The sequence below is a fragment of the Providencia sp. PROV156 genome, from assembly GCF_028480905.1.
In the GTDB taxonomy this organism is placed as follows: Bacteria; Pseudomonadota; Gammaproteobacteria; order Enterobacterales; family Enterobacteriaceae; genus Providencia; species Providencia hangzhouensis.
This window is the reverse complement of record NZ_JAMPPE010000035.1, coordinates 19493-35408: the sequence shown is the minus strand read 5'-3', so window position 1 is coordinate 35408 and position 15916 is coordinate 19493. Positions and strand designations below refer to the sequence as shown.

The following is a 15916-nucleotide window of genomic DNA, read 5'->3' as shown; positions in this document are numbered from 1 at the left end:
AAAAAGGGATAACCTTAATGGTTACCCCTTGATTCTGAAGATTAAAAAATTTATTTCGCCGTATTATATGTCACTGTATTATTTTGGCAGTCTACCGCGACTGAATAATGTAAATCAGATTTTGCACCACGAACAACTAACGGTACCCTGTAGCCTGTTTCGGTTTTAGTGACTTCACTATCATTGACCCATGCAACCGCTTTCTTGCCTAAAGCCGCTTTTTCATCTGTCCAGCGAGGTAAACGATTATGCATAAAATCGCTTTTCACTTGTGCTGCAATTTGTGGCTCAGTTAACGTACCACAACTGACGAAAGGCGCTGCTTTACCTTCTTCATTATTTTCGCTTAACGCAAAAGAGCTAAAAACCAGCGCACAAGTACCTAAAACTACAGCAATTTTTTGATTCGCTTCCATACCATCCTCCGATACCTATTACTAGGTAAAGATTTTTGATTAGTTTAGCGGCATATTTCAGCCTATCAGATACCAGTTATCTTCTGGTTATTATCTAGTCTTCATTGATAAATAGAATGACTTAACTAATATTAATCTATCAGGTTTATGCATGGATGTTAATAGTATGTTTACAGATTATTAATTTTCATCATCAAAACGAACATGGATTTGCTCTTTACCTTGGTGCTTTTCCCTAATTTCTTGAGCAACTAATGCAATTGCCTCACCACTACTCATACCTTCCGCCATCAATTGATGAATTTTTTCAACTGCTTCTTGCTGTTCTTGGTGATTAAGTGCTGGCATACCAGAAAACATGGTTTAAACCTCATGAATAAAAGACTAAAATCAATAGTTAACATTTTAACATCTCTTCGATTATTAAGATAAGAATATATGTTAATCTGTATTGATTCACTTGCGGAAATTTAGACTCATCATTATGGTTATCAAAAAAATCCAATTACCTTATAGCCCAAACACTGCCATTGATTATTTTACTCCACTGGCACACCAGCCATGGGCGATGTTACTGCATTCAGGTAATGCAAAACACTCACATAATCGCTTTGATATTATCGTTGCTGACCCTATTGCCACACTGACGACTTATCAGCTTGAAACAACTATCTCAGAGCAAAATCAGGCCCCTATCGTTTCTGAATCAGATCCTTTTGAACTTCTTCAAGGGTTGCTTGATAAATACCAACCGAAATACCAGGAAGAGACCGAATGTCCCTTCAACGGCGGTGCCCTCGGCCTTTGGAGTTATGATTTAGGCCGGCGCATTGAAAAATTACCTGAAATTTCAACCACAGAACTACAATTTCCAGACATGGCGGTTGGCATCTACTTGTGGGCACTTATCGTTGATCACCATAATAAAACAACTACATTAATTAGTTATGATGATGTTGATGCTCGGTTAGCTTGGCTACATAGTCAAAAAAAGGGCCGTAAAAACAAATTCCAATTAACCTCGGCATGGCAATCTAATATGTCTGAAGAGACATATCATCATAATATTGCGCGCATCCATGAATATTTACGTAATGGTGATTGTTATCAAATTAATTTAGCACAAAGATTTAAAGCTAAGTATAAAGGAGATGAATGGAATGCGTTTTTAGCGCTACTTGAGCGCAATGGAGCTCCCTTCTCTTCTTTTATACGTCTTCCCGAAAATGCGGTTATCAGTATTTCACCGGAACGTTTTATCTTTCTGCAAGATGGGGATATTCAAACTCGCCCAATAAAAGGAACTCTTCCGCGCTTAGACAATGAACAAGATGACCTTGCACAAGCTGAAAAATTGTCTAATTCAATAAAAGATCGCGCAGAAAACTTGATGATTGTTGACTTGCTACGCAATGATATTGGTCGTGTTGCCAAACCGGGCACGGTCAGTGTTCCTGAATTATTTGCTGTTGAAGCTTTCCCGGCAGTACATCATCTGGTTAGTACCGTCACGGCAAAGTTAGATAGCCAATACCGTGCAACTGATTTATTACGAGCGTGTTTTCCTGGGGGTTCAATAACCGGCGCACCTAAAGTCCGTGCAATGGAGATTATTGAAGAATTAGAGCCCCATCGCCGTCATGGCTATTGTGGAGCAATCGGCTATATTAGTTTCAATGGTAATATGGACAGCAATATTACTATTCGTACTTTACTGACATATAAAAAGCAGGTTTATTGTTGGGCTGGCGGTGGTATCGTTGCAGATAGCCAAGCAGACAAAGAGTACCAAGAAACCTTTGATAAATTAAGCCTGATTTTACCTTTATTAGGAGCGCTCAATAACGATGACTGAACTGAATAACTTTATCAATCGTTTTCAGTTTACTTTACCGGCTACCCGCCAATCTGGACCTAAGGCGGGTAAATCGGCAGCCGTTCTTTTGCCCATTATCAATAAACCCAATCCGACATTACTTCTCACACAACGCTCTCCTTTTTTACGCTCCCATGCAGGCCAGGTCGCATTTCCAGGAGGGGCAAGTGACCCGGAGGATGGTACGCTTGTGAATACCGCACTGCGTGAAGCATATGAAGAAGTGGCCATCCCTCCTGAAAAAGTCACGGTACTGGGTCAGTTAAGCCCCTTGCAAAGTTATGGTGGCTATGAAGTTACGCCAATCGTTGGTTTGGTACCAAATAACATTCAATACCAAGCCAACCCTAGTGAAGTCGCTGCTATCTTTGAAGTTCCCTTGTTTGATGCCCTTTCATTACAACGCCATAAGTATGTCGATATTAACCGTTCAGGGCGGCATAACCGCATCTTTTTTTATTGGTATAAGGGGCATTTAGTTTGGGGGTTAACCGCTTCAATTATTCACCAACTTGCTTTGCAATTGGATTAACGCTTAACACAACTTTTCACCATACAATGTTACTATTGCAGTAAAATCTATTTAAGATGACAAAATATCACGTCATATATGACAAAATATACCTCTACCACCTGTCGCTTTTTTAGCCACATCACAGACATTTTGTGCTATTTACAATCAATTACCCTTCAGCAACTACCTTATTTCAAAAAATACTTTAAACTTACTGGTTAACACTACTAAATAACAGTAAAGTAGCGCCTTTTAAAATAATGCACTACATTTTCATCTTTTTTTTAAGGAGTCCTGCGTGATAAGCGTTTTCGACATGTTTAAAGTGGGCATAGGCCCTTCAAGCTCTCATACCGTTGGTCCAATGAAAGCTGGGAAAGAATTTGTCGATGATTTAGTAAGCAAAAATTTATTACCTAACGTCACTCGTATTTCTGTGGATGTTTATGGGTCATTATCGCTTACTGGAAAAGGGCACCATACTGATATCGCCATTATTATGGGGCTAGCAGGTAACTTACCTGCCACTGTCGACATTGAATCCATCCCAACTTTTATCAAAAATGTAGAAGAAACAGAAAAGTTATCATTAGCGAATGGTCTTCAGGTCGTTGACTTCCCTAATGAAGGTGGCATGAATTTTCGTCAAGACAACCTGCCATTGCATGAAAATGGCATGACAATTCATGCTTTTGCAGGTAATGAAGAAATTTACACCAAAACTTATTATTCCATTGGTGGTGGTTTCATTGTCGATGCAGAGCATTTTGGCGAATCTACTCTTGATAGCAAACCGGTCTCTTATCCGTTTAACTCTGCGGAAGAGCTACTACTAAATTGTAAAAAATCAGGCCTTTCGATTTCTAGCTTAATGATGAAAAATGAGTTAGATCTTCATTCTAAAGAAGAGATCGAAGCCTATTTCGCTGATGTATGGCAGACAATGCAAGCCTGTATTGAGCGTGGTTTAAGCACCGAAGGTGTATTGCCGGGCCCATTGCGTGTTCCTCGCCGTGCACCGGCACTAAATCGAATGGTCACTTCATCAAGTAAGCTATCTAATGACCCGATGAATGTGGTTGACCTGATCAATATGTATGCCTTAGCAGTGAATGAGGAGAATGCAGCAGGCGGCCGTGTTGTAACAGCACCGACTAACGGTGCGTGTGGTATCGTACCTGCCGTTTTAGCGTATTATAATCATTGCATAGAACCGGTAACGCCAGAGCTGTATATGCGTTATTTCTTAGCTTCAGGCGCCATTGGTATTTTATACAAAATGAATGCTTCCATTTCAGGAGCTGAAGTTGGCTGCCAAGGGGAGGTCGGTGTGGCATGCTCTATGGCTGCAGCTGGTCTGGCCGAATTATTTGGCGGTAGCCCTGAGCAAGTTTGTATCGCTGCTGAAATCGGCATGGAACACAATTTAGGTCTAACTTGTGACCCTGTTGCTGGTCAAGTACAAGTTCCTTGTATTGAGCGTAATGCAATCGCATCTGTTAAAGCGGTGAATGCCACACGTATGGCCCTACGCAGAACAAGTGAGCCACGGGTTTCACTTGATAAAGTCATTGAAACTATGTACGAAACCGGGAAAGACATGAATGCGAAATATCGTGAGACATCCCGAGGCGGGCTAGCCATCAAAGTACAATGTGACTAATTTTATTCTCAATTAATTTAAGCCTTAAGCACCCTTTCTTATTCTGTTATGTCTTTGAACAGTATTTTGAGGGTGCTTTTTTAATCTGCATTAAAAAGTTTTCTTTATTTTTTAGTCACCTTTCTCTTCCTAAACGCTCCAATTCACCTAATCAATTACCCATAATTTTTTCATTGAATTAACTCGGTTTTCTTATACTCAACACATCACATCAAAACGAAATTCATACTATTTTGTGCTAAAGATTGTTTTGAGCTGAGCAAGAGATAACTAATTTCCACTAAAAATTGATTACTTTTCACTCTAAAAATCAATATGGCACTATTTTATTTACTTTTTTTGTTACCGATAACACATAAAGGAACCAGCAAAAACAAAATAATCAGATTATTAATTTTATTTAATTAAAATTAATAGCAGAAAAATGCAATTCTATATCAATTTTTAGGTGTATTCTTATTTTTCTGACGCGAAACAAGTTTTTAGGATAATGCAAGATGATATGCTAATAATGTAATTGATACTAACAGTGCCATAAATGAGTTTATGGCTATTATAAGACGTTTGTAATTATTCAGCTAAAATTATCATACAGGGGAAACTGATAAAAAGGAGTCTAACTTAAGTGTCCATTTTATCGACAGATAATGTTTTGTTTTATCTATCTATGAGGGAAAAATAGTGAGTATAGCTATTATGATTGGTACACACGGAGTCGCTGCAGAGCAGCTTCTTCGAACAACCGAAATGTTAATAGGCGAACAAGATAATGTGTCGTTTATTGATTTTATCCCTGGGGAAAACGCAGATACCCTATTTGATAAGTACACCCAAAAGCTAACTGATTTAGATACATCAAAGGGTGTCTTATTCCTTGTTGATACATGGGGAGGCAGTCCATTTAACGCAGCTAGTCGCATTGTTAATGAACATGATAATTATGACATTATCACGGGTGTAAATGTTCCAATGTTAGTTGAAACATTCATGTGCCGTGACGATAACCCATCAATGAATGAACTTATCACTGTCGCCCTAGAAACGGGTCGTGGTGGTGTTCGTTCATTTAAATTCAAAGAAGTTGAAGCTGAACCTGCTCCTGTAGTCTCGAGTACTCCTGCCCCTGCACCAGTGAAAGCCGGCCCCGGTGAACATATGGTGATCGCACTTGCTCGTATTGATGACAGATTAATTCACGGGCAAGTCGCAACACGCTGGACGAAAGAAACCCAAGTTAAGCGCATTATTGTGGTCAGTGATGACGTAGCAAAAGACCAAGTTCGCTCTACATTGTTAAAACAAGTAGCACCACCAGGTGTCACTGCACATGTTGTCGATGTTGCTAAATGTATTCGCGTTTACAATAACCCGAAATACGCTGGTGAGCGCGTTATGTTGCTTTTCACTAATCCAACTGATGTTAAGCGTATCGTCGAAGAAGGTGTTGACGTCAAGTCCGTTAATATTGGTGGAATGGCATACCATGATGGCAAAACAATGGTCACAAATGCCGTTTCTATCAACCAAGAAGACATTGATGCATTTAATTATTTGAACGACAAAAAGATTGAACTTGAAGTTAGGAAAGTCTCATCAGATAGCAAAGTTTATATGATGGACTTGATTAATAAGCTCAAAAAATAATTTTTATAGCCATTTTTTATATTAATTTTAATCCATTACTCAAAACAGATTTTAAAACTTTTGGTTACAGGAGATTAAACAATGGAACTTACCGTTGTTCAAATAGTAATGGTCTTCATCGTCGCGTGTATCGCGGGGATGGGATCAATCCTTGATGAATTCCAATTTCACCGTCCTCTCATTGCCTGTACGCTTATAGGTATTGTTTTGGGAGATATGAAAACGGGTATCATCATCGGCGGTACATTAGAAATGATCGCACTTGGGTGGATGAATATCGGTGCTGCCGTTGCACCTGATGCCGCTTTAGCTTCTATCATTTCAACGATTCTCGTTATTGCTGGTGGTCAAAGCATTGGTGCAGGTATTGCCATCGCCATCCCACTCGCAGCAGCGGGACAAGTATTAACCATTATTGTTCGTACTGTAACGGTTGCATTCCAACATGCTGCTGATAAAGCCGCCCTCAATGGCAATCTAACTGCAATTGGCTTTATCCATATCTCAGCTTTATTACTGCAAGCCATGCGTATCGCAATACCTGCGTTAATTGTCGCCATTTCTGTTGGTACATCAGAAGTACAACAAATGTTGGATTCTATCCCGCAAGTTGTTACTGACGGCCTGAATATTGCTGGTGGTATGATTGTTGTCGTCGGTTATGCGATGGTTATCAATATGATGCGTGCAGGCTACTTAATGCCGTTCTTCTACTTAGGCTTTGTTACCGCGGCATTTACTGACTTCAACCTGGTTGCTCTTGGGGTTATCGGTACTGTTATGGCTATTTTATATATCCAACTCAGTCCAAAATACAATAAATCGCAAACTGTTGTTACCCAAGGAAATAGTAGCAATAACAACCTTGATAATGAGCTAGACTAGGAGGAACGTATAATGGTAGATATCACTAAGCCAACGGCTAAAAAGCTTACACAAAGCGATATTCGCGGCGTATTCTTACGGTCTAACCTATTGCAAGGTTCTTGGAACTTTGAGCGTATGCAAGCCCTAGGCTTCTGCTATTCAATGGTTCCCGTTATTCGTCGTCTTTATCCTGAAAATAATGATGATAGAAAACAAGCCATTAAGCGCCATCTTGAATTCTTTAATACACATCCGTATGTTGCAGCGCCTGTTCTGGGTGTCACAATGGCAATGGAAGAGCAACGTGCCAATGGTGCAGACATCGATGACGGTGCAATAAATGGTATCAAAGTCGGTCTAATGGGGCCATTAGCCGGTGTTGGTGACCCAATTTTCTGGGGAACTGTTCGCCCAGTATTTGCGGCTCTCGGTGCAGGTATCGCAATGACGGGTAGCTTACTTGGCCCTCTTCTGTTTTTTGTTTTGTTTAATCTTGTCCGTTTGTTAACCCTTTATTATGGTGTTTCATATGGCTACAAAAAAGGGATTGATATTGTTCAAGACATTGGTGGCGGTTTCCTACAAAAACTAACTGAAGGAGCATCAATTCTCGGTTTATTTGTTATGGGGGCCTTGGTCAATAAATGGACACATGTCAATATTCCACTTGAAGTGTCGCGGATCAAAAACCCAACAACAGGTGCTGAAGATATTACCACCGTCCAAATGATCCTTGATCAACTCATGCCAGGTTTAGTACCACTATTGCTAACCTTCGCCTGTATGTGGCTGTTACGTCGTAAAGTTAACGCATTGTGGATTATTATCGGCTTCTTTGGTTTGGGTATCCTTGGTGCTTGGTTAAACTTCTTAGCACCATAATTTTCCACCATTATTTGAATTGGGAGGTTGCAGCCTCCCTTTTTTAATTTTAAGCTCTGCATTATGTTCACTTATCCAAGGGTTCACAAATGACCTTCAATGATGCCATTCTTGCTATAATCATTTTGATCATGCTTGTTTATGCAATTTATGATGAATTCATTCAGCATTTGCTAAAGGGTAAAACATTATTAAAAATTAATCTAAAACGAAAACATCGGGCCGATGCTATTATTTTTATTGTTCTAATTTGTATCGTTATTTATACAAATATTGTACGCCATGGTAATTTATTAACCACTTACTTATTATTGATTACTATTTTTATGTCAATCTATTTGGCGTTTATAAGAACACCTAAGCTATTCTTTAAACAGAATGGTTTTTATTTTGCCAATGCATTTATATTATATGACAGAATAAAAACAATGAACTTATCCGAAGACGGTGTATTAATAATAGGTTTGGAAAAAAAGAAAATTAACATCCAAGTTTCACATCTTGATGATTTACAAAGAATTTATGAATTCCTTATTAATCATAAGTAAATAAGTTTTATATTATCACTAAAAACAAGGTTAATTATAAATTTAATTAACCTTGTTTTTGCCAATATACTTATTGATAATAATTCTCAATAACATTTAATATCCACAATTAATTAAGTGTTGCCTTTAATATAAAATATGGTATCTTTCTTTCCACGTCATTGGGGAGTAGCCTGTTCTGGTTTCATGTATAAGACCAGAAAGTCCGTATCAACATACTCGTTTGGTTTCAAACGTGGTGCGGACACCAAAATTCGGTTGGCAAGACCATAGACACATAAATAAGCCTTTTGGTTGGGGGTAATTTATGTGTATATGGAATCACCCAACCGAGGTTCTATTATGAGTTTCTATGCTACCCTTATCTTAGCCCTTGCCCTATCAATGGACGCCTTCGCTGTTGCTATTTGTAAAGGCGCCGTACTTCATAAACCCCGCTTTAGAGAAATTCTCCGTACTGGTTTTATTTTTGGTTTTATTGAAGCCATTACACCGATTATTGGTTGGGGTATCGGGATCCTAGCTAGCCAATATGTTATCCGTTGGGATCATTGGATTGCATTTGGTTTATTGTTTGTTTTAGGTGCTAGAATGATCTGGCAGAGTATTAAAACAAAAGATGAAGAATGCTGTTCTAAACCTTCTAGTCATAGCTCAACAAGCCTTATCTTTTCTGCGATAGCCACCAGCCTTGATGCAATGGCTATCGGTCTAGGTTTAGCTTTCTTGCAAGTGGATATCGTTCATACTGCAATGACTATCGGCTTAATGACAATGATTATGGCAACTATTGGTATGATGATTGGCCGCTATGTTGGCCCATTACTCGGAAAAAAAGCAGAAATTATCGGTGGGTTGGTTCTAATAGGTATTGGTTTTAATATTTTATTTGAGCACCTCGAATTATTTATGTATGCCCATTAGTTTTTGTGCCCCCTTATATGGGGGCAATAACCTTACTCTGCATCAGATTGATAAACGCGAATTAAAAAATCAGCCGTATATTCTTTCACTTCAGCTTGTTGCAGATTCTCTTTGACCTGTTCTGATGCACGCCAAGCAAATGGGGTCATCATCAACAATTCATAAGCTTCTTGCCCTGTCAGTGCCATTTTATAATTTAATTGGCAACTATCTATTAGCGAAAAATTTGGTAAATCTTCATCTTTAGTTGGATGTAACTTAACCTCATCGTAAATTAACGCTTTTAATTCTTGCAGATGCTCTGCCGCAGGCGTAACAGTAATTAACATACCTTTAGAAACTAATACACGGCCTAATTCTTGTGCTTTGCAGGGTGCGTAAATTCGGACAACTCCACCTAAGCTGTTATTTGAGAATGGCAAGCGATGGCTTGTACCGACGCAAAAACGAACGGATTTATACCGTTTCGCCGCATAGCGAACCGCCACTTTCGAAACATCTAAGCCCAGAACCGTATATTTTTCAAAATGTTTTGCAAGTTCCCGAGAGAAATAGTCTGTGTAATACCCTTCCCCACAACCAATGTCTAACAAACTAGTATTAGATGATGGAATAAACTGAATAATTTTTTCTGCCACCTTTTCACGCATCGGGTGGTAATGTCCTGCATCAAGAAATTGTCTACGTGCTTGCATCATTTCAGCATTATCACCGGGGTCTTTAGACCGTTTATGTTGTACGGGCAACAAATTAACGTAACCCTCTTTCGCACAATCGAATTGGTGATTTTCTGCGCAGCGATAGCTGTTATGCATAAAGTTAAGTGGTGTAAAGCAGAGAGGGCATTGATAATTCATAAAAGTCACTGATTTAAAAATAAGGGTGAGTATACCATATTCAAATTAGTTTTCTTTCTGTTATATATATTGCTTTTTAACTGTACTTTTTGTTCTATGAAAGAAATAAAAAAACATTAGCAGGTGTATCATGATGAAAATTAGGTTAGCAACTCCCGATGAAGCTGAACATCTTTGGTTTATACGCAACCAAGCCATTCGCCATGGTTGTACAACGAGTTTTGATGCAAAAACGATCAGCGCCTGGACACCTGATGAAATGCCAGTAAGTTATATACGTATTGTGAGAAATAACCCATTCTTTGTCGCGGTAAATAAAAATGATGAACCCGTTGCAACTGGCTATCTTAATCTAGAGGCTAACAGTGTTGATGCCATATTTACTTTACCACAGTACACTGGCTGCGGAGCTGCGGGCTTAATATTAGATGCTATTAAAGCTGAAGCCAAAAAGCGAAATATTAAAAAATTGGTATTAGATTCATCACCGAATGCGGAACGCTTTTATCAGAAACATGGATTTACTTCGATTAAGCATGCTAGCTACTACTCTTCTCTTGCTCAAGTTGAGTTAAATTGTGTTCAAATGGAAATTGAATTATAACTTTCAATATAACTTGAATTAAAAGCCACTTCACCTTTTGTGGCTTTATTATACCTAATATTGACTGTCTTTAAGAACGCAATGTTAAATAACTGAATAACTATTAAAAATCAGCAAATTCAGGGATAGGCTTACGCCCATGGGACTCTAAAAAATCCAATACACGGCGTGGAGTAACATTTAAAATTTGTGATTGCGGAAAATCAATTGATTCCAACATTTCAACTACGCGGTCAAAACGGCCGAGATACCCAGCAAAATGCGAGTCCGAACCTAATGCTACCCACCCGCCAGTTTCTTTAACGGCCTTTGCTATTTCTAAACAATTCTTTTGACTACCCGCTCTTGAATGCAAGAATGAGGAGTTATTCATTTCCAAAGCCACATTACAATCTTTCGCAGCTTGTGCTACCGCTTTAATATCAATGGGATATTTGGGATTTCCCGGATGGGTAATTATTTGCACTTTACCGCTACGGATCGTGGCAATCATAGCTTCTGTATTATCAGCTAAACTTTGGGGTTCAAGAACCGGTTCATGGAAACCAGCTAAAATAATATCCAAATGACGAGCAATCTTTTCATTGCAGTCTGTCTCACCCAACTTGTTTTTTATATTCGCTTCAATACCGTACAATAAACCAACGCCATCAACAATTCTCGGTAAGATAGGCATATTACCAAAGTGCCATTCATGTGGAGCATCTTGCATTTCAGGGCCGTGGTCGGTAATCGCAAAGAGTTTCACACCTCGACTTGCGGCTTCAGCAAAATATTCATTAACAGTGCTATATGCATGGGTGCTGGCAATGGTATGCGCATGTAAATCAACTTGATACATAAATGATATCCTTCTAATTCTTTTATTTTCCGTCTGAGTCAATCCGCTCAAAAAAGACTCTACCAACCTAACATATCAGCTTATAAGTTTCGATAGTCATTCCCCTAAACCGCATTTTATCGACATATTGGATAAAATCCGAAGAGACATTTAGGATAAAAAAACCCGCGATTATTGCGGGTTAAAATATACGGAATTAAAAATTAACCTAATCAACTAAGATACGTTTATTGGTTGCACCCCACAAAATTGACATTTCGGTAAATAATGCACCGCTGATGTCTTCAACCTCTTCGGCCGTAATTTCAGCATGACCTTGTTTGCCAAAAAATACAACTTCATCTCCCGGACTAACATATTTTAAATCAGTAACATCAACCATGACCGTATTCATTGATGTTTTTCCTAAAATAGGAACTGTCTGGCCATTAATTAATGCATGTCCCGCATTGCTAAATACACGGCGATAGCCATCTGCATAACCTACAGGGATATTGGCTAATACAGAATCACGCTTCAAGGTATAGGTTCTATCATAACCCACTGTATTACCTTTCGGATAATGATTGACAGAGGCGATGTTCGATTTCAGCGTCATCACGCGTTTATAGTCATTTGTCGCAACGGTATCACCGTAGAAAATACCACCTACACGTACCATATCCAACCATGATTCTGGTACGGTAATAGTTGCATAAGTATTCGCGACATGTAATGTAATGTCTTCACGTTTTAACCCTGTCACATTCAAGACTTGTTGAGACTCTTTCTTGAATTTCGCAAGGTCTTTACGGATCTGAGCTTCATCCTCTTCTGGATAATGAGACATAATGCCCACGATTTTTAATTGCGATAACTCCGCGATCTGTTTTGCTTCATCTAAGCCAGATGCACTACTGACGTCTAGCCCATTACGGGACATCCCTGCCGAGTTTAGCGCAAGATGGATAGGGATCACTTTATTTTGTTTTTTCGCAATCGCATTCAAGCGCTGCGCCATTGCTAAATTACCAATTAACTCTTCTGTCTCATATTGTGTAGCCTGAGCCATTTCTTGTTCTGTCGCACTTCTCACTCGCATTAAGCGGCCTTTAAAACCTAAGTCTCTCACGGTTTTAAGCTCTTGGTTATTTGTTACCCCAATACATTGCACATTATTTTCAATCATTATTGGCGTAACTAAAGAAAGGTCATGTCCATAGGCATCCCCTTTCAAAACAGCGCACAGAGAAGACTTATCCCCCAGCAAGTTTTGTACTTTTTTGATATTAAAATCTAATGCACCACGTGATATTTCAATCCATGCGTTATTAACCACCGCAGGTTGGTTTTGTGTCGCATAAGTTTCTACTGGTGTTTTGATATTATTTGGTTGCTGACAAGCTGTCGCAGCAACTAATAAAGGGAGTAATGCCAGATACTTCAAACGTAAAGCCACTTATTATTCCTTATATCTAGTGATTTCTACCAAGATATTATTTTTAGGGTTCTGGGTTGATATAGACAAAATTTGTATAGGTTTTAAATAATACCAAGCTTAGCATTTCAAACAAGTAATAATTCACGATTTATGCATAAAAAATCACTTATACATAAACATAACTCTTTCATCACATTGATTTTGATTTTCTAAAAATAAAACATTTGGTTGAAATCACCATAAATTAAATTATTTTTATTATTTAATAAGTTAGCCGTATTGTTTCACTAATATTTAATTTTGTTACATTTTTTATTTGGCGAATTAAAATGCTTAAATGATAATAACTATCAATTAGGAACTATTGCTAAATATCACTCAATCCATAAGGCTATGTTATGAAGTACAAATTACTCGCACTCATTATTCCAACACTACTTACTGCTAATGTTGCTAACTCCGCTGAAATGTACAATAAAGATGGTAATAAGCTTGATGTGTATGGGCAAATCGATGTTCGCCATCATATTGCCAAAAGCCGTAGTGGCGAAGATGGTGATGACTCACGTGTCAGACTGGGGCTAAAAGGTGACACACAAATCACCGACCAACTCATTGGTTTTGGACGTTTTGAATGGGAAACTAAAACTAACCAATCAGAATCAACTGAAGAAAATAGTAATCGTTTAGCTTATGCAGGCTTAAAATTTGCAGATTACGGCTCCCTTGATTATGGCCGCAATTATGGTGTTATTTATGATACCAATGCTTGGACAGACGTATTACCTCTCTGGGGAGCGGATACGATGGATCAAGAAGATAACTACATGCTAAGCCGTAACCGTAATTTACTCACTTATCGCAATAATAATGCCTTTGGTTACATTGATGGTTTAAGCTTTGCATTACAATATCAGGGGAAAAATGGCGAACAAAACCTGTCATCCGGTGATGAATTAACCGATAACGGCGATGGTTTTGGTTTATCTACAGCTTATGAATTAGGTTATGGTATTTCCCTCGGTGGTGGTTACTCCTCATCTTCCCGTACACCAAAGCAAAAAGATGCCACAACTAGCAGTGCGACTGGTAAACGCGCTGAAGCTTGGAACGTAGGGGGAAAATTTGAATACGAAGATCTCTATTTCGCAGTCATGTATGGCCAAACGCTTAATATGAGCCGTTTTGGTAATGATAATATGGAGTCAGTAGCAAATAAAACTCAGAACTTGGAAGTGGTTGCCCTATATTCTTTTGACTTCGGTTTAACCCCATCAATTGGCTATAACTATTCCAAAGGTAAAAACTTAGGCAGCTTTGGAGATAAAGAATTAGTAAATTATATCGCCATCGGCTCAGCTTATGACTTTAATAAAAACCTAAGTGCTGTCATCGACTATAAAATCAACTTGTTAAACGATAATGATTTTACTGACCACTACAAAGTGAATACCGATAACGTACTTGGTTTAGGGTTAGTGTATCAGTTCTAATTTTAGAATTGAGTGAAAAGCAAAAGCGTCTGTAAATTACAGGCGCTTTTTTACGGGTAAGCTTTGACAATAAAAATATCTCTCATCATCTTCATGACCTATTCCCTAGGAACGGGAAGCTCTGTTGCTTTACCCTCGATAAAGCAGTTGTAAGATACAAAAGTATCTAACCCCATACATAGAGGCCCCTTTTCCTAAATAAATTCCTATAATGGTATACCTATTTTTTCTAACGTCTTTGGTACTAATAAAAAAAGGCACCAGTAAAAAACTGATACCTCAATTATTGTTGCCAAATAACATTCACAGAATATGACAGCACAGGGCAACTCTATTACTCTACAAAATGATGCTTACCTTACACATTAACACCTTTCATTCCTTCAGCAGTATAACGGGAACCCACAGGTTGAAAGCTTTCTAGCGCTTGTGTTATTTGCAGTAAATCCTCCGATGTTAGGTCAATATCTGCGGCAGCAAAGTTATCTTCAAGGTGTTTAACTTTATTCGTTCCTGGTATTGGTACAATGTTATCTCCTTGAGCGAGCAACCAGGCCAGTGAAATTTGAGCAGGTGAACATGACTTGTTACTTGCCATCTGCACGATAAAGTCAGCTAATGTGCGATTAGCTCTAAGGTTCTCTGATGTGAAACGCGGTAGCGTATTACGTGCATCATCGCTCTCGAACCTACTTTCGGCATTAAAGCGCCCTGTTAAGAATCCACGTCCTAACGGGGAATAAGGTACAAAACCAATCCCTAATTCTTGGCAAGTTGGCAATATTTCCGTTTCAACATCACGCGTCCAAAGCGAATACTCAGTTTGGATTGCAGTAACAGGATAAACTGCGTGTGCCCTTCTAAGGGTTGCCGCACTCACCTCAGACAACCCAATGTGAGCAATTTTCCCTTCAGCAACTAACCCCGCCAGCGTGTGCATTGTCGTCTCTATTGATGCAGAGGGATCTAGACGATGGATATAATACAAATCAATACATTCAACACCTAATCGACGAAGAGAGCTTTCACAGGCGCTGCGTATATATTCTGGACTATTATCAATCCTTCTCTCATATTCACCTGGTCGGCGAACAATACCGCACTTTGTCGCGATTTTAACATCAGAACCGACTTGTTTAAGAAAATGCCCAATCAACTCTTCGTTATGAAAATTGCCATAAGTATCCGCAGTATCCAGCATCGTACAGCCTAGTTCGATAGCTTTTTGTAGCACAACCATGGCAGCCTGATCATCTTGCGGCCCATAGAACTCGCTCATCCCCATACAACCGAGTCCAATTGCCGAGACTTCAAGTCCATTACCCAAAATACGTTTTTTCATTATCGCTCTCCCTTGGTTTATTTTA

General features: G+C 38.9%; 16 protein-coding genes and 1 riboswitch. Of the genes, 10 read left to right on the top strand and 6 right to left on the bottom strand.

What is annotated here, in order from left to right; all coding sequences use genetic code 11:
- Positions 1-50 precede the first annotated feature (50 nt).
- Complete coding sequence (gene yebF, locus PSF31_RS19470) at positions 51-416, bottom strand: protein YebF (RefSeq protein ID WP_096863914.1); 366 nt, start codon at positions 414-416, stop codon at positions 51-53.
- A 180-nt stretch (positions 417-596) separates the two neighbouring features.
- Positions 597-776, bottom strand: coding sequence for a YoaH family protein (locus PSF31_RS19465; protein WP_004253877.1), 180 nt, complete (start codon positions 774-776; stop codon positions 597-599).
- A 124-nt stretch (positions 777-900) separates the two neighbouring features.
- Between PSF31_RS19465 and pabB the strand changes: the two genes are divergently transcribed.
- From pabB to mntP, 8 genes are all read left to right on the top strand, one after another.
- A complete protein-coding gene (gene pabB / locus PSF31_RS19460; RefSeq protein ID WP_096863913.1) occupies positions 901-2271 on the top strand; it encodes an aminodeoxychorismate synthase component 1 in 1371 nt (456 codons plus the stop codon).
- The gene (locus PSF31_RS19455; RefSeq protein ID WP_004253869.1) at positions 2264-2824 is read left to right on the top strand and encodes a CoA pyrophosphatase; all 561 of its coding nucleotides are present in this window, start codon (positions 2264-2266) and stop codon (positions 2822-2824) included. The genes pabB and PSF31_RS19455 overlap by 8 nt, the downstream gene beginning before the upstream one ends.
- Positions 2825-3104: 280 nt before the next feature.
- On the top strand, positions 3105-4469 hold the full coding sequence (locus tag PSF31_RS19450; protein WP_036957685.1) for an L-serine ammonia-lyase: 1365 nt from the start codon (positions 3105-3107) through the stop codon (positions 4467-4469).
- Between the two features lie 681 nt (positions 4470-5150).
- Positions 5151-6113, top strand: a complete 963-nt coding sequence (gene manX / locus PSF31_RS19445; protein ID WP_210853087.1) for a PTS mannose transporter subunit IIAB — start codon at positions 5151-5153, stop codon at positions 6111-6113.
- 81 nt (positions 6114-6194) lie between these two features.
- Positions 6195-6998 carry a PTS mannose/fructose/sorbose transporter subunit IIC gene (locus PSF31_RS19440; RefSeq protein ID WP_004253851.1) on the top strand — a complete coding sequence of 268 codons (804 nt, stop codon included), beginning with the start codon at positions 6195-6197 and terminating at the stop codon, positions 6996-6998.
- A 12-nt stretch (positions 6999-7010) separates the two neighbouring features.
- Complete coding sequence (locus PSF31_RS19435) at positions 7011-7862, top strand: PTS mannose transporter subunit IID (RefSeq protein ID WP_004253848.1); 852 nt, start codon at positions 7011-7013, stop codon at positions 7860-7862.
- 89 nt (positions 7863-7951) lie between these two features.
- Positions 7952-8410 carry a DUF986 family protein gene (locus tag PSF31_RS19430; RefSeq protein ID WP_004253844.1) on the top strand — a complete coding sequence of 153 codons (459 nt, stop codon included), beginning with the start codon at positions 7952-7954 and terminating at the stop codon, positions 8408-8410.
- 151 nt (positions 8411-8561) lie between these two features.
- A riboswitch (yybP-ykoY riboswitch) is annotated at positions 8562-8706 on the top strand.
- 46 nt (positions 8707-8752) lie between these two features.
- The gene (gene mntP / locus PSF31_RS19425; protein WP_004911288.1) at positions 8753-9334 is read left to right on the top strand and encodes a manganese efflux pump MntP; all 582 of its coding nucleotides are present in this window, start codon (positions 8753-8755) and stop codon (positions 9332-9334) included.
- A gap of 32 nt (positions 9335-9366) precedes the next feature.
- On the opposite strand, the gene rlmA is transcribed toward mntP, so the two are convergent.
- Complete coding sequence (rlmA, locus tag PSF31_RS19420) at positions 9367-10191, bottom strand: 23S rRNA (guanine(745)-N(1))-methyltransferase (RefSeq protein ID WP_096863912.1); 825 nt, start codon at positions 10189-10191, stop codon at positions 9367-9369.
- A 133-nt stretch (positions 10192-10324) separates the two neighbouring features.
- On the opposite strand from rlmA, the gene PSF31_RS19415 reads away from it, so the two are divergent.
- Positions 10325-10795 (top strand): GNAT family N-acetyltransferase, encoded by a 471-nt coding sequence (locus PSF31_RS19415; RefSeq protein ID WP_164456317.1) that lies wholly within the window; start codon positions 10325-10327, stop codon positions 10793-10795.
- Between the two features lie 103 nt (positions 10796-10898).
- On the opposite strand, the gene PSF31_RS19410 is transcribed toward PSF31_RS19415, so the two are convergent.
- Positions 10899-11636 carry a phosphatase gene (locus tag PSF31_RS19410; RefSeq protein ID WP_004253839.1) on the bottom strand — a complete coding sequence of 246 codons (738 nt, stop codon included), beginning with the start codon at positions 11634-11636 and terminating at the stop codon, positions 10899-10901.
- Positions 11637-11844: 208 nt separating this feature from the next.
- Positions 11845-13074 carry an alanine racemase gene (gene alr, locus PSF31_RS19405; protein ID WP_096863910.1) on the bottom strand — a complete coding sequence of 410 codons (1230 nt, stop codon included), beginning with the start codon at positions 13072-13074 and terminating at the stop codon, positions 11845-11847.
- Positions 13075-13454: 380 nt separating this feature from the next.
- On the opposite strand from alr, the gene PSF31_RS19400 reads away from it, so the two are divergent.
- Positions 13455-14549: a porin gene (locus PSF31_RS19400; protein WP_004253827.1), complete on the top strand. Its 1095-nt coding sequence runs from the start codon at positions 13455-13457 to the stop codon at positions 14547-14549.
- 358 nt (positions 14550-14907) lie between these two features.
- Here the strand turns inward: PSF31_RS19400 and PSF31_RS19395 are convergent, their stop codons facing one another.
- On the bottom strand, positions 14908-15891 hold the full coding sequence (locus PSF31_RS19395; RefSeq protein ID WP_004253824.1) for an aldo/keto reductase: 984 nt from the start codon (positions 15889-15891) through the stop codon (positions 14908-14910).
- Positions 15892-15916: the final 25 nt, after the last annotated feature.

Excerpts from the sequence above, each read along its gene's own strand:
- yebF (WP_096863914.1), bottom strand. The coding sequence starts at position 416 with ATGGAAGCGAATCAAAAAATTGCTGTAGTTTTAGGTACTTGTGCGCTG.
- PSF31_RS19465 (WP_004253877.1), bottom strand. The coding sequence starts at position 776 with ATGTTTTCTGGTATGCCAGCACTTAATCACCAAGAACAGCAAGAAGCA.
- pabB (WP_096863913.1), top strand. The coding sequence starts at position 901 with ATGGTTATCAAAAAAATCCAATTACCTTATAGCCCAAACACTGCCATT.
- PSF31_RS19455 (WP_004253869.1), top strand. The coding sequence starts at position 2,264 with ATGACTGAACTGAATAACTTTATCAATCGTTTTCAGTTTACTTTACCG.
- PSF31_RS19440 (WP_004253851.1), top strand. The coding sequence starts at position 6,195 with ATGGAACTTACCGTTGTTCAAATAGTAATGGTCTTCATCGTCGCGTGT.
- PSF31_RS19435 (WP_004253848.1), top strand. The coding sequence starts at position 7,011 with ATGGTAGATATCACTAAGCCAACGGCTAAAAAGCTTACACAAAGCGAT.
- PSF31_RS19430 (WP_004253844.1), top strand. The coding sequence starts at position 7,952 with ATGACCTTCAATGATGCCATTCTTGCTATAATCATTTTGATCATGCTT.
- mntP (WP_004911288.1), top strand. The coding sequence starts at position 8,753 with ATGAGTTTCTATGCTACCCTTATCTTAGCCCTTGCCCTATCAATGGAC.
- rlmA (WP_096863912.1), bottom strand. The coding sequence starts at position 10,191 with ATGAATTATCAATGCCCTCTCTGCTTTACACCACTTAACTTTATGCAT.
- PSF31_RS19415 (WP_164456317.1), top strand. The coding sequence starts at position 10,325 with ATGAAAATTAGGTTAGCAACTCCCGATGAAGCTGAACATCTTTGGTTT.
- PSF31_RS19410 (WP_004253839.1), bottom strand. The coding sequence starts at position 11,636 with ATGTATCAAGTTGATTTACATGCGCATACCATTGCCAGCACCCATGCA.
- PSF31_RS19400 (WP_004253827.1), top strand. The coding sequence starts at position 13,455 with ATGAAGTACAAATTACTCGCACTCATTATTCCAACACTACTTACTGCT.
- PSF31_RS19395 (WP_004253824.1), bottom strand. The coding sequence starts at position 15,891 with ATGAAAAAACGTATTTTGGGTAATGGACTTGAAGTCTCGGCAATTGGA.